The organism is Glutamicibacter sp. St.4D3 (assembly GCF_059728615.1).
Genome location: NZ_AP039380.1, coordinates 2,915,505 through 2,928,271, shown reverse-complemented (window position 1 = coordinate 2,928,271; position 12,767 = coordinate 2,915,505). Strand labels below are relative to the sequence as shown.

Genomic DNA, 12,767 nt, shown 5'->3' with positions numbered 1-12,767 from the left:
GGCCGGGCATGTCGGGTATTCCAGATCACACCCGGCATGCCCGCGCGCCTACTTCTGGCTGGCCACGGTCATCCGGCGGTTCTCATGGGCCGGGCTCTCCAGCTCATCGAGGATCGCCACCGCGAAGTCCTGGGTGGAGACGAAGTCCCCGGCCGGGGAATCGGTGCCCAGGCTGTAGCTGCCGGTGCGGCGGCCGGAGGCGATTTCCGGGGCCGGGGCGGCCACCGTCCAGGTGATCCCGGAAACGGAGGTGAACATGTCATAGACCTGCGCGCTGGTCTCGGCCTCGGCCTTGTAGGCGTCGGGGAAGTCCGGGGTCTGCAGCAGACGCACCCCGTCAATCTCGGTTGCCCCGGCGCCGCCGACCACCAGCAGGCGGGCCGGGACCAGGGTTTCGGTGATTTCCTCGAAGGCATCCAGGTACTCCTGGTGGTCCCCTCCGGTGCGTGATGGGGGCACCGCGATGACCACTGCGTCATGGTTCTTGCCCAGTTCGCGATAGGTGCCCGCATCGGAGAGCTCGGCACTCACCGCGGTGGCGCCCTGAACCGAGGTTCCCGAACGGGTTACCGCGGTGACCTCGTGTCCGCGGGAGAGGGCTTCGGCGACCACCTGGCTGCCCACGGCCCCGGTGGCTCCGTACACTGCAATCTTCATTCTCGGTCCTTTCGGATTGGCGCGGGCCGGCGGCCCATTCCAGACCAGATTATCCAGTGTGCCGCCAGGCGAACAACGTCCCGGTCATCAAAGGACACCGCGCCCCGGGGGGTCAGCGCAGCAGCGGGCCGAGCAGCAGAACCAGGGCCGTGGCTCCCAACGCGAGGGTGGCCGCGGCGGTGGCGAACACGGCCACCGCGTCGGCCTGTACCCTTCCGGCCTCCAGCCCGTGGGCCATCCGTCGGTAGCGGCGGCGCTGGGAGAGGAAGATGCCGCCGGAGACCAGCGCGGCGATGCCCACCAGCACCAGCAGGGACTGCCCGTAATGCGGCAGCCAACGCAGGAACACGGCGCTGACGACCAGGAAGGAGATCAGGGTGCGGCCCCAGGCCAGCACGGTGCGTTCGGGCTGCAGCCCGGGATCCGAAATGCGCACATCCTTCATGAGTTCTGCCTCCCCGGTGGCCTAGAAGCCATTGGCCAGGATCATTGCCACGGCCGCCACCGCCGCGGCCACCGCCCCGAACCCCAGCAGCGGCACGATCGCCGGAACCGGCAGCGGGGAGTCCTCACGCATCCGGCGCTCGACCCGCAGCCAGCGGAAGGCCGCTCCGCCGGCGATCAGCATGCCGATGCCAATGACAATCAGCGCCAGCCAGGTGCGCAGCGGAGTGGAGAAGGACGCGGCGGTGAAGGCCTCCAGGGCGATGCCGCCAGCCAGGAAGGCCAGGGACGTGCGGATCCAGGCCAAAAACGTGCGCTCATTGGCCAGGGTGAAGCGAGGGTCAGGTTCCTTGCCGCTGGGCAGGAGCCACCGGGCCAGGCGGCTGCGTTCATGGGTGGACATGATCCTCCTTGGAAGGGGTCGGAAGTGGGGTCGCCGGCACGCGGACTGCATCTAAGTTCATCATGTCCGGGGATGGCGGCACCTGAAAAGTGGTTGCAGACGGCAATTATTAACCGGTTATTCGGCCCGCATCCGGGAGGCCGCGAGCTGCAGCGGCTCCAGCACCCGCTGCAGGTAGCTCTCCCGGTCCTCCCGTGCGGTCGGGGTGGGCGCGCTCAGGGCGATGAGCGGCCCCTGGGGCAGCTGCAGGGGAACGGACAGTGTGCGGATGCCCAGGGTGTGTTCTTCTTCCACGAAGCAGTATCCGCGTTGCCGTGCCAGCTCGATCTGCTCCATGATCTGGGTGCTGTCGGTCAACGTGCGCGAGGTCAATTCGATGCGGGTCGAGGACTCAATGACCGCCCGGGCCTCCTCGGCGGGCAACAGGGAAAGCATGGCCCGCCCCATGGCGGTGCAGTAGGCGGGCAGGTGGCGTCCGGCATTGACCTGGATCGCCAGCTCCTGGGTGGTCTGGGTGGCCAGCACGTTAATGACCTCCCCGTTGGAATATTGGGTGAGGGTGGCGGTTTCGTTGACCGTGTCCGAGAGCTGACGCAGGATCGGTTCGGCCTTGCGGGCGGTTTCATTGGCCGTCAAGTAGGGCTGGGCCAGCTCCAGCAGCTTGGCCCGTGCGCTGAACAATGACCCGTGCTGCGCAAGGTAGCCAAGCTCGGTGAGGGTGGCCAGGTAGCGGCGCACCGCAGCCGGGGCCAGGCCGGTGCGTTCAGCGACTTCGCTCAGGGTGAGCGGAAAACCGGTGAATGCCTTGATCACGCTCAACCCGCGGGCGAAGGACTGTACTCCCGTGGGGGAGTCATGGGGCACGGGCATCGGAATCCTTCCGCAAAGAAACATCAACGCCGCCTCTTGACCTGAGACGACGGTCACAATCATACTTTACGCACACCGAAAAGTATTTTCGCTCTGCGAAGTCAGGGGTTTTCATGCTTCATCGATCATCACGCCTCGTTGCGGCCCTGGCCGGCGCGCTGGCCCTGACCCTGGGGCTCAGCGGCTGCGTCGTGCTGCGCGAGGGCGGGACCGAGCCGGCGCAGAGCGCCGGTGCCCAGCAGGCCTACACCGAGGTGGTGCCGCTGCCCGAAAGCGTCAAGGAGCGCGGCTACCTGGTCTTCGGCTCGCAACTGGCCTCACCGCCCATGAACTTCCCGGCGGACAAGGGCTACCAGGGAATCAACGTCGACGTGGTCGAAGAAATCGGCAACCTGCTCGGGGTGGAGATCCGCTGGAAGCAGCTGCCGTTCGCCGGGTTGATCCCGGCAGTGAAATCCAAGCAGATCGACGCCGGCGTTGACCTGATCGGCGACACCCAGGAGCGGGCCCAGGTCGTGGACTTCTCCAACTACATGAACCAGGCCACCTCCCCGCTGGTGCAGCGCGGCAACCCCCACGGCATCGAATCCGCCGCTGATTTGTGCGGGCTGCCGATCGCGATCGTCCGCGGCGGGGTTCAGCTGGAGCTGGCCGAGGACGAAAACGACAAGTGCCTGCAGGAGGGCAAGAAGCCGATCGAGATCAACCAGTTTTCCGCCCCGGGTGATGCACGGCTTTCCGTGCAGGCCGGACGCACCGCAGCGTTTTTGGGCAACACCCCGGTGATGCGGTACATCGCCGAAAACAAGGCGACCAGCAAGGTTTTCGAGATGGGCGGGGAAGCGACCTACCAGCGCCAGCCCATCGGCATCATCACCGCCAAGGACCGCCGCGATCTGAAGCAGTCCATCCAGTCCGCCCTGGACGTGATGCAGGCCGAGGGAACCGTGGACGAACTGCTGGCCAAATGGGAAATCCAGGACCTGGCGCTGGATGCGCCACAGGACGAGGCGAATGAGGAGACAGGGGCAGGCCAATGAGCACCGTTGAGATTTCACAGCTCAAGGACCCGGTGGCCCGCCAGCGCCACCCCTGGCGGCTGGTGTCCGGGCTGCTGGTGATTGCCCTGGTGATCATGGCCGCCCGCGGCCTGTGGGGCAACCGGGCACTGGATCACTCCACCATCGCCGAGTACCTGACCTACCCCAGCATCATGAGCGGACTGAAGAACACAATTGTGCTGGCGCTGATCTCCATGGTCATCGGGGTCGTGGCTGGGTTCATCGTGGCGCTGATGCGCCTGTCGCGGAACCCGGTGCTGCGGGCCATCGGCTTCGCGTACGTCGCCATCGTGCGCAGCATCCCATTGCTGCTGCTGATCCTGTTCGTCGGGAACATCTCCCTGTTCTGGTCGGGCATTGACGTGCTGAACCCCATCACCGGCGAGCTCTGGTACAGCTGGGACATGAATGACCTGATCACCCCGTTCGTTGCCTCGATCATCGCGCTGGCGCTGAACGAGGCGGCCTACATGGCCGAAATCATCCGCTCCGGGCTCTCCGCGGTGGACACCGGCCAACAGGAGGCGGCCAACGCCCTGGGGCTGGGGCCACTGCGCACCATGTTCCGGGTCATCCTGCCCCAGGCGCTGCGCATCATCATTCCCCCCACGGGCAGCCAGTTCATCACGATGATCAAGATGACCTCCCTGGTCTCGGTCATCGCCGGCGGCGACCTGCTGACCGAAGCCCAAAACATCGCCGCCACCAACCTGCGCACCCTGGAGCTGCTCGTGGTTGCCTTCCTCTGGTACCTGGTGGTCACCGGCATCGCGACCATTGGGCAAAGCTTCCTGGAACGACGTCTGGCCCGCGGCCAGCGGAAAGGCTCGGTGTAGTCATGGCCCATTCCACCTCCGCCCCGTCAGCGACCAGCACGAGGCCGCTGCTCACGGTGCGCGGCCTGCACAAGTTCTTCGGCCCGTTGCATGTCCTCAAGGGCGTGGACCTGCAGGTGAATGAAGGCCAGGTCGCCTGCCTGCTCGGCCCCTCCGGGTCCGGCAAGTCCACGCTGCTGCGGTGCATCAACCACCTGGAGAGCGTGGATGCCGGAAGGATCACCATGGATGGGCAGACACTGTCCTACTTTGAGCGCGGCGGGCAGATGCACCTGCGCCGCCGCCGGGAAATCGATCGGCAGCGCCAGGAGATCGGCATGGTCTTCCAGCACTTCAACCTGTTCCCGCACTACTCCGTGCTGCAGAACATCACCCTGGCTCCCACCCTGCTGGGCAAGTCCAACGCCACCCAAGCCAAGGCCACGGCCATGGAACTGCTCGAACGGGTCGGTCTGGCCAACAAGGCGAACGCCTACCCGGCGTCCCTATCCGGTGGGCAGAAGCAGCGGGTGGCCATCGCCCGGGCCCTGGCCATGAAGCCGCGGGTGATGCTCTTCGACGAGCCGACCAGCGCGCTGGACCCCGAGCTGGTCGGTGAGGTGCTCAAGGTGATGAAGGCGCTCGCCGACCAGGGCATGACGATGATCGTGGTCACCCACGAGATGGCGTTCGCCCGTGAGGTCGGGGACCAGGTGGTGGTCATGGACAACGGGGTGATCCTCGAATCCGGGCCCCCGGCCCAGGTCTTCGACGACCCGAGCCATGAACGCACCCGCGACTTCCTGCGCCATGTCCATTAGCGGCTCCTAGGCATTTGAGAACAACGAACAACCAAAGGCGGATCATGACCACCAAGAGCAAGCTGGTGCTGCTGGGCACCGGGGGCGGGCCCACCCCGAAGATCGAACGCAATGCCGCATGCAACGCGGTCGTCGTGGGCGATGCCACCTACATCATCGACGCGGGCAACGGGGTGGCCCGGCAACTGGCACGCGCCCGGCTGGCCTTCAACTCGCTGCGCGCCGTGGGGATCACCCACCACCACTCGGATCACAACGCGGACGTGGGCACGCTGCTGCACCTGGCCTGGTGCGCCAATCTGGACCGGCCGGTGCAGACCTTTGGCCCGGCCCCCTGGCAGAGCATGTGGGACTCCTTCCTGGACTACGCGCGCCGGGATGTGCAGATCCGCATCGTGGACGAGGGGCGGCCGGACTTCGCCTCGCTGATCAGCGCCCGCAACGTCACCGAGCCCGGCCTGGTGTTCGAAGACGAGCGGGTGCGGATCACCGCGGCGTGGGTTAACCACCCGCCCATCGAGGCGCTGGCCTACCGGATCGACACCGAGGACCGCAGCTACGTCATTTCCGGCGACACCACGCCGTGCGACTCCCTGGTGGAGCTGGCCCGCGGCGCCGACGTGCTGGTGCACGAGGTGATGCACATCCCCAGCATTGATCCCCTGCTGCAACGCTCCAACGGGCAGCGGCTGCGCGAACACCTGATCGACTCCCACACCGCCTCCACGGATGTGGGCGCGGTGGCGGCCCGCGCCGAGGTCGGGCACCTGGTGCTCTCACATTTCGTGCCCAGTGCCCCGCAGGTTCCCGACCAGGTTTGGCTGCAAGACGTGCAGCAGGACTTCAGCGGGCCGATCACCGTGGGTGCGGACCTGATGGAAATCTAGGTGCCCCGACCGCGTCCCCGGATTCAGCCCCACCCGCAGCACACGGACAGGATGTAGTCTGGGTCACAAGTAGCCGTTGGTGGTCAGGGAGGGGTTCGGCAATGTTTGAACTGAATGAGGACCAGCAGGCGCTGGTGGAGATGGTTCGGGACTTCGCGGCGGACAAGCTGGCCCCGCACGCCCTGGAATGGGACGCAACTTCCCATTTTCCCACCGATGTGCTGGCCGAGGCCGGGGAGCTGGGGATGGGCGGCATCTACGTCAGTGAGGAACACGGCGGTTCCGGGTTGACCCGCAGCGACGCGGTGCTGATCTTTGAGGAGCTGGCCAAGGCCGATCCAAGCATTGCAGCCTACATTTCCATCCACAACATGGTGGTGTGGATGATCGACGCATTCGGCACCGAGCAGCAGCGTTCGCGCTGGCTGCCGGGGATGCTGCAGATGCAGCAGCTGGGCGCGTACTGCCTGACCGAGCCCGGGATCGGTTCCGACGCGGCGGCGTTGAGCACCCGGGCCCGGCGCGAGGGCGATGACTACGTGCTCAACGGCGTCAAGCAGTTCATTTCGGGGGCCGGATCAGCGGCGCTGTACATCGTCATGGCCCGCACCTCCCAGGACGGGGCCGCGGGGATCAGCGCCTTCCTGGTGCCCGCGGACGCGCCGGGCCTGTCCTTCGGCGCCAACGAGAAGAAAATGGGGTGGAAGGCCCAGCCCACCCGCCAGGTGATCATGGATGACGTGCGGGTCGCGGCGGACCAGATGCTCGGCGCCGAGGGGCAGGGATTCTCCATTGCCATGCGCGGGCTGAATGGCGGGCGACTGAACATCGGGGCATGCTCACTGGGCGGTGGTCAGCACGCGCTGGAAAAGAGCGTGGCCTATCTGAAGGAACGCCAGGCCTTCGGCGGACCGCTGACCCGGCAGGAGGCGCTGGTCTTCGAACTGGCCGACATGGAGATGCGCCTTGAGGCGGCGCGCACCCTGCTGCGCCGCGCCGCCGCCGCGTTGGACGCCAAGGCTCCGGATGCTGTCCGATTGTGTGCCATGGCCAAACGAATGGCCACAGATGCGGGTTTCAACGCCGCGAACAGCGCCATCCAGCTGCATGGCGGCTACGGCTACCTCAGCGAGTATGGCCTGGAGAAGATTGCCCGCGACTTGCGGGTGCACCAGATCCTGGAGGGCACCAACGAAATCATGCAGTTGATCGTGGGTCGTTCGCTGATCGAGTCCTAGATCGGACGTGGGCTGCAGCGGGGCGGGCCCCGTCTCGCGAAGGCCGTTCGATGAGTTCCCCTGTGCCAGCATGCGGGCGTGCCGGAACTTCGTTGCCCGCAGGATTCTTGGTGCCGCCACACCCGGTTCTATAGCCACTAGCTTGGCGACTGGAGGATGCGCTCAAGCAGTTCCTGAACTTCCTGCGCCCGATCTTCCCAATATGCGGAGCCGAGTAGGAGGTCAAACTCCGATTCTCCGGCACGTTGGGCGAACTGGTCGCGGTAATCTTCCAGTGCATTGGACAGGTCGTCGAATTGATCTTTGGTCAGGGTGAGCTGGAGGGTGGTTTTTGGCATCCGCTGATGCTCCTTTCGTCGACTTCCGCGTTCTCTGGGTTGCTCCTTCGCGTCTGATGTTGTTGGAAACCTGAAATGCCCCGCAAAGAAGGGCTGATCCGCTCAGAAGCCATCCGCTCATCGGTACCTCCGGCATGCGCTGACGGGCGCTTTGGCAAAGAACCGCTTCGCGCGCTTGCCGGAGGTTGGAATGACGCTCTAGCGAACCTCGGCTCAAGAAGCGGTATGAGCCGTGGCCGCAGCCTTGGTGCCCGAGGAAGATGGTGCTTTCGGCGTGGTCGGCGTGGTCGGCGTCGACGTGTCGACTTTCTCTACGCTTCGAATCATTCCATGGAGAAATTTGGCCGCTGCGGTGCGTTCATCCGCGGTAAGGCTTTCCACCGCTTCGAGCATTCGCTGATGCATGGGACCAAGAGTTTCACGCACCTCCTGATCCGTGTGCTTGGTGGGCATGATCGCCACCGACCTGCGGTCCTCGGGGTGCACCACACGCTGTGCATAGCCGTCGCGGCACAAGCGGTCAATCAGTGCCGATACCGAGGCGTTGGAGATCTCCAGTTCGCTGGCAAAGTCCTTTTGGCGCAGTATCCGCCCGGATTGATGGGCCTTGAGCAGGAAGCGCAGAGCGAGAAGATCCGTTTCGCCCATTCCCATGGAGTCCCTGGTTGCCGCCCGCATTTTGCGTTCCGCACTTCGATAGCGGCGCAGCAGGTTGAGCAGATCGATCGGCGTGGTTTCCTCGGACCCTTGTGGGTACCAGTAACCGCTGCTTTGAAGTGCGCTCATCGGGGCCTTTCTACTGGAGTGCTCTGTTCTTTAGACCTTGGGAACCACGGTCCAGTCCGTTTTTTCAATCTCCAGCTTGATACATCACAATCTTACATATAGCCTTTCTAAAAGTTAGCCAGGCTAAGTGTTATTTTACTATGGAACATCGCGATAAACGAGGAGTGAGACATGACAACTAATCATCTTGAGCACCTGGATCACCCTCCGGCCGGGAAGGCCTGGTCACGCAAGTTGTCCGAAGTGGCCCGCTATGCCCGCTACCAGTGTGGGGGACGGGCAGACGTGCATTCCTGCCAGTGCTCAATCACCGGTGACCCGGGTCAACTGGTCATCAATTTTGCGTGCACCGCGACGCACGAGCGATACGTTGCGGATTTGGTGCAGTTCGTCAATGACGAACTTCTGCCGCAGCTGGAACAAGTCATCGGCATTCAATTTGAGGTGCGGAACCTGCAATTCGCCGTTCAGGGTCAGCATCCCGCCCCCGCCGTGGTGGCAGGGCAGGCGGCCCAGGTGGGCACTGCCGAAGCGGGCTGGCTAATTGATCCCTTCTCGACCGGAGAACAGCCAATTATTGCCTCCCCGACCCTGCGCAGTGAAGCAACGCAGGCACAGAAGAAGATCCTCAGCTAAGCGCACTGCTTCAAACGGTGATTTGCCCGGCGGACGCGAGTCAAAAAGTGACCACAGGCGCTCCGCAACGCTGCCGTCCAGACCGCAGTGCAGTGTTTGTAGATTTCTGAAATTAGTCGTTCTTAGAGATAGGGAACCAAGACATGCCTGGTCGTATCATCAGAACACAGACTGCGCAGCGGGTAGCGCAGGTATTGGCAACAAACAAGGGCAAAGAGTATTTGGGGCTCTTCGAGTGGAAGCCCGGAGTTCCCATTGTGATGACTCAGGCCTCAGAATCATTGGCTGATGCCATGGGCCTGGCCTCCATCCATGGCCGGGCAGTGTTTATTGCCATGATTGATCGGCACACGGATGAACTGATGATGCTGCACCTGAGCACTCAGCAGCCGGATCTTCGGACCGTTGGTGCGATGCCCCAGGAGATGGGGATGGGTGAATTTTTCGGGAGGCTTACCCAGGCTGATGGCGTCATGACCTTCCGGGTGCCGCAGTGGAAGTACTCGGTCGTGGCGCACAAGATACCTTCCCACGAAGTCTTTCGCGAGGTCGTGTCCCAGCGGGGGTACCGCTTTGCCACGATGCGCTAGCAGGACCGCCTCAAGCCTTGATGCTGGCCCGCGCCTGCCCGGTCATCGCCCGCGGCCCCGGTCTGCTGCGTTGAGCGCCGCACCCTCCGTGGGCAGGTGCGCAGGCGGCACGGGGCTGACCGGTTCGCGCCGGTCAAGCACCTCGGGCAGGGTACCGCCATTCATGACCGCCAGCAGGGTGGCCCGCGTGGGAGCCATCAGCCGCAACCTGCCGGAGTCGGTGTCCTTCAGCAGCTGGCGAGGCGTGATCCAATGCGAATCCAGGGCTTCGGTGGTCTGGTGCCGCGGCTGCTGGCCAGCGTCGAGTCCGGCCACATAGAAGAAGGTGTCAAAACGCTTCGGGTGGCCGAGCGGGGTAATCCAGTTCGCCCACGGCACCAGCTGGCGGGGCTGCAGGCGGGCGCCGGTTTCCTCCCAGACCTCCCTGATGGCTGCGGCCGCCACGACGGCGGACGCGAAGTGCGACTGCTGTTCGCCCAAGGCCCACAGCGAGGTGTTCCGCCACAGCTGGGCGTGTCCGGCAGCCACCGGTTCGGGAATCGTGTCTACCGCCGCCGCGTCTTGCTCGTCGACGCGCCCGCCGGGGTACACGACCACCCCGGGGGCAAAATCCATGGTCCGGGTCCGGTGCTGGATAAAGACCTCCAGCCCGTGGACCGATTCCCGCAGCAGCAGCACGCTGGCGGCCCGTTGCACCGTTGCCGCCTCGTGCGCCGCCCGCTGTGCTGCGGTGCGCTGCGGTTCTGGCCAGTTCTGCTCCATGGCTCCCAGTATGGCCGATCTGGACGGTGAGTGCCGCCTTGGCGTGGGGCACCGGGAGAAGCCGCGCACCGCGGCTTTGCAAAAATACACGGCGCCGGGGTGTTGTTCCCGCCGCGAGCCTTGGCACGATGGGAATCAAGAGGACGCCGTACCCCGGAAGGAAAATGCCATGACAACCAATGAAACCGCCCGTGGGCAGGTACCGGGCAATGAAGGGCTCGCCGGGCGTCGGGCCATTGTCACCGGTGGGGGCGGCGGCATCGGCCTGGCCTGCGTGCGGGCCCTGGCCCGGCGCGGAGCGCACGTGATCGTGGCCGACCGGGACGAGGCCGCGGCCAGCGCGGCCGCGGCCGAGGTGGGCGGGGAATCATGGGTGGTGGATCTGTCCGACACCCGGGCGCTGGAGACCCTGGAGTTATCGGCGGACATCCTGGTCAACAATGCCGGGGTGCAGCGGGTCGCGCCGATCCATGAATTCGATCCGCAGGACTGGCGGCTGATCCACCGGTTGATGCTCGAGGCCCCGTTCCTGCTGATCCGAGCGGTGCTGCCGGGCATGTATGAGCGAGGTTTCGGGCGCATCATCAACATTTCCTCGGCCCACGGGCTGATTGGCAGCGCCTACAAGTCCGCCTACGTGGCCGCCAAGCACGGGCTGGAGGGGCTATCGAAGGTCACCGCCCTGGAAGGTGCACAGCACGGGGTCACCAGCAACTGCATCAACCCCGGCTATGTGCGCACCGCCCTGGTGGAGCGCCAGGTCGCCGACCAGGCCACGGCGCACTCCATCCCCGAATCCGAAGTCGTCGCCAAGGTGATGCTCACCGAAAGTCCGATCAAGCGCCTGGTGGAGCCCGAGGAGGTGGCCGAGCTGGCCGCATGGCTGGCCGCCGGGCCGGCGGCCATGGTCACCGGGGCCAGCTACACCATGGACGGGGGCTGGACCGCGCACTAGCGCCGCGGCCCAACCACCCTAGCCGGCGACCTTCTGCACCCGGTGTCCCAGCTGGTGGGTGGGCACCCGGAAGGTTTCCCGGGCGGTCAGCGCCGAGATGCTGGCCACCAGGGCGACCGCGGCGGTGAACAGGCTGATCTGCACCCAGCCCCCGGGCTCCAGTCCACCCATCGCCGCAACGATCGAGGGGGCGAAGCCGGCCATCAGGAATCCGAGCTGGGTGCCGATCGCCAGGCCGGAGAAGCGCACCTGGGAGGAGAACATCTCCGCATAGAAGCTGGGCCATACCGCATTGGCGGCCGCGTAGGCGCAGGAGAAGACCAGCAGGGACAACGCGAACTGCAGCAGCGTGTTGCCGCCTTCCATGGAACGGATGTAGAAGGGCATGAAGGCGGCCGAACCCAGTGCGCCGTAGATGTACACCGGTTTGCGTCCGATCTTGTCGGCCAGCATGCCAAAGAGCGGCTGGGTGAACAGCGCACCGATGTTGCCCACGACCACCAGCCACAGGGTGATCGACTCATCCAGGTGGCCGATGGTCTTGCCGTAGGAGATCGCCAGGGTGCCGTAGACGGTGGAGACGGCGGCGATGAACGCGCACAGGATCACCCGCAGCACGTCCCGCCAGTGGAAGCGCAGCAGTACGCCCAGCGGCAGCTTGGCGATTTCATTGTTCTTCTTCGCGGCCTCGAACTCCGGGGTCTCGTGCAGGGAGCGGCGGATGAAGTAGGTCACGATGACCACCACGGCCGAAAGCCAGAACGGGATGCGCCAGCCGATGCCGAACTTGATCTCATCGGGCAGGGCCACCACGGGGATGAACACCAGGGCGGCCAGGATCTGCCCGCCCTGGGTGCCGGTCAGCGTCCAGGAGGTAAAGAAGCTGCGGCGGTGATCCGGGGCGTGTTCCAGGCTCAGTGAGGAGGCCCCGGCCTGCTCGCCCGCGGCGGAAAGCCCCTGCAGCAGCCGGGCCAGCACCAGCAGGATCGGCGCCAGCCAACCCACCTGGTCGAAGGTCGGCAGGCAGCCGATGGCGAAGGTGGCCGCGCCCATCATCACCAGGGTGAACATCAAGACCTTTTGCCGGCCAATCCGGTCCCCGAAGTGTCCGAGGATCACCGCACCAATGGGTCGGGCGATGTAGGCGAAGCCGAAGGTCGCCAGGGACATCACCGCGGCATTGGTGTCCGCGTCGGGGAAGAAGATGTGCGGGAAGATTAGGGCCGCGGCGGATCCGAAGATGAAGAAGTCATAGTATTCGACGGCGCTGCCCATGAAGCTGGCCAACGCCGCCTTGACCGGCGTGCGCTGGGGGACCGGCGGATTGCTGGCGTCCGCCCCCTGGTGGATGTGTGACATCAAGATCTCCTCGAATCAGGTCCTGGGTCCTACTGAAATTCTACGCTTGTGCGCTATGCGTACACTTGTGCGTAAAACGTACATGGATATAGAGTAGAGCTAAATCACAATCGAGACAATCCCCTTCGCCGCAACGTCCGCATCG

General features: G+C 64.9%; 16 protein-coding genes. 8 read left to right on the top strand and 8 right to left on the bottom strand.

Features of this window, described 5'->3' with window-relative positions; translation table 11 throughout:
- Nucleotides 1-48 precede the first annotated feature (48 nt).
- The 4 genes from AC6I21_RS13525 to AC6I21_RS13510 all read right to left on the bottom strand — a co-directional run bounded on the left by AC6I21_RS13525 (nucleotide 49) and on the right by AC6I21_RS13510 (nucleotide 2,374).
- Nucleotides 49-657, bottom strand: a complete 609-nt coding sequence (locus AC6I21_RS13525) for an NAD(P)-dependent oxidoreductase (RefSeq protein WP_396277340.1) — start codon at nucleotides 655-657, stop codon at nucleotides 49-51.
- A 112-nt stretch (nucleotides 658-769) separates the two neighbouring features.
- On the bottom strand, nucleotides 770-1,102 hold the full coding sequence (locus AC6I21_RS13520) for a DUF202 domain-containing protein (protein ID WP_138175749.1): 333 nt from the start codon (nucleotides 1,100-1,102) through the stop codon (nucleotides 770-772).
- A gap of 21 nt (nucleotides 1,103-1,123) precedes the next feature.
- Entirely contained in the window at nucleotides 1,124-1,504 is a 381-nt protein-coding gene (locus tag AC6I21_RS13515) for a YidH family protein (protein ID WP_054821840.1), read from the bottom strand.
- Between the two features lie 117 nt (nucleotides 1,505-1,621).
- The gene (locus AC6I21_RS13510; protein ID WP_217496530.1) at nucleotides 1,622-2,374 is read right to left on the bottom strand and encodes an IclR family transcriptional regulator domain-containing protein; all 753 of its coding nucleotides are present in this window, start codon (nucleotides 2,372-2,374) and stop codon (nucleotides 1,622-1,624) included.
- A 113-nt stretch (nucleotides 2,375-2,487) separates the two neighbouring features.
- Between AC6I21_RS13510 and AC6I21_RS13505 the strand changes: the two genes are divergently transcribed.
- The 5 genes from AC6I21_RS13505 to AC6I21_RS13485 all read left to right on the top strand — a co-directional run bounded on the left by AC6I21_RS13505 (nucleotide 2,488) and on the right by AC6I21_RS13485 (nucleotide 7,196).
- Entirely contained in the window at nucleotides 2,488-3,414 is a 927-nt protein-coding gene (locus AC6I21_RS13505) for an ABC transporter substrate-binding protein (RefSeq protein WP_497762601.1), read from the top strand.
- Nucleotides 3,411-4,271, top strand: coding sequence for an amino acid ABC transporter permease (locus AC6I21_RS13500; protein ID WP_138175755.1), 861 nt, complete (start codon nucleotides 3,411-3,413; stop codon nucleotides 4,269-4,271). Before AC6I21_RS13505 ends, AC6I21_RS13500 begins: the two co-directional genes overlap by 4 nt.
- Nucleotides 4,272-4,273: 2 nt before the next feature.
- Nucleotides 4,274-5,071 carry an amino acid ABC transporter ATP-binding protein gene (locus AC6I21_RS13495; protein ID WP_138926821.1) on the top strand — a complete coding sequence of 266 codons (798 nt, stop codon included), beginning with the start codon at nucleotides 4,274-4,276 and terminating at the stop codon, nucleotides 5,069-5,071.
- Between the two features lie 44 nt (nucleotides 5,072-5,115).
- Complete coding sequence (locus AC6I21_RS13490) at nucleotides 5,116-5,958, top strand: MBL fold metallo-hydrolase (RefSeq protein ID WP_497762600.1); 843 nt, start codon at nucleotides 5,116-5,118, stop codon at nucleotides 5,956-5,958.
- Nucleotides 5,959-6,059: 101 nt separating this feature from the next.
- Complete coding sequence (locus AC6I21_RS13485) at nucleotides 6,060-7,196, top strand: acyl-CoA dehydrogenase family protein (protein ID WP_360027054.1); 1,137 nt, start codon at nucleotides 6,060-6,062, stop codon at nucleotides 7,194-7,196.
- A gap of 137 nt (nucleotides 7,197-7,333) precedes the next feature.
- Here AC6I21_RS13485 and AC6I21_RS13480 read toward each other — a convergent pair whose 3' ends face one another.
- Both AC6I21_RS13480 and AC6I21_RS13475 read right to left on the bottom strand, forming a co-directional pair.
- A complete protein-coding gene (locus AC6I21_RS13480; RefSeq protein WP_497762599.1) occupies nucleotides 7,334-7,534 on the bottom strand; it encodes a hypothetical protein in 201 nt (66 codons plus the stop codon).
- Between the two features lie 213 nt (nucleotides 7,535-7,747).
- Nucleotides 7,748-8,320, bottom strand: coding sequence for a MarR family winged helix-turn-helix transcriptional regulator (locus AC6I21_RS13475; protein WP_497762598.1), 573 nt, complete (start codon nucleotides 8,318-8,320; stop codon nucleotides 7,748-7,750).
- A 171-nt stretch (nucleotides 8,321-8,491) separates the two neighbouring features.
- Between AC6I21_RS13475 and AC6I21_RS13470 the strand changes: the two genes are divergently transcribed.
- Together AC6I21_RS13470 and AC6I21_RS13465 are read left to right on the top strand one after the other, a co-directional pair.
- Nucleotides 8,492-8,956 carry a hypothetical protein gene (locus AC6I21_RS13470; RefSeq protein WP_497762597.1) on the top strand — a complete coding sequence of 155 codons (465 nt, stop codon included), beginning with the start codon at nucleotides 8,492-8,494 and terminating at the stop codon, nucleotides 8,954-8,956.
- Nucleotides 8,957-9,099: 143 nt separating this feature from the next.
- Entirely contained in the window at nucleotides 9,100-9,546 is a 447-nt protein-coding gene (locus AC6I21_RS13465; protein ID WP_497762596.1) for a hypothetical protein, read from the top strand.
- 42 nt (nucleotides 9,547-9,588) lie between these two features.
- Here AC6I21_RS13465 and AC6I21_RS13460 read toward each other — a convergent pair whose 3' ends face one another.
- On the bottom strand, nucleotides 9,589-10,308 hold the full coding sequence (locus AC6I21_RS13460) for an NUDIX hydrolase (protein ID WP_497762595.1): 720 nt from the start codon (nucleotides 10,306-10,308) through the stop codon (nucleotides 9,589-9,591).
- Nucleotides 10,309-10,477: 169 nt separating this feature from the next.
- Between AC6I21_RS13460 and AC6I21_RS13455 the strand changes: the two genes are divergently transcribed.
- A complete protein-coding gene (locus tag AC6I21_RS13455; protein ID WP_497762594.1) occupies nucleotides 10,478-11,263 on the top strand; it encodes a 3-hydroxybutyrate dehydrogenase in 786 nt (261 codons plus the stop codon).
- A gap of 18 nt (nucleotides 11,264-11,281) precedes the next feature.
- On the opposite strand, the gene AC6I21_RS13450 is transcribed toward AC6I21_RS13455, so the two are convergent.
- Nucleotides 11,282-12,622 (bottom strand): MFS transporter, encoded by a 1,341-nt coding sequence (locus AC6I21_RS13450; RefSeq protein WP_138175775.1) that lies wholly within the window; start codon nucleotides 12,620-12,622, stop codon nucleotides 11,282-11,284.
- Between the last annotated feature and the right edge of the window lie 145 nt (nucleotides 12,623-12,767).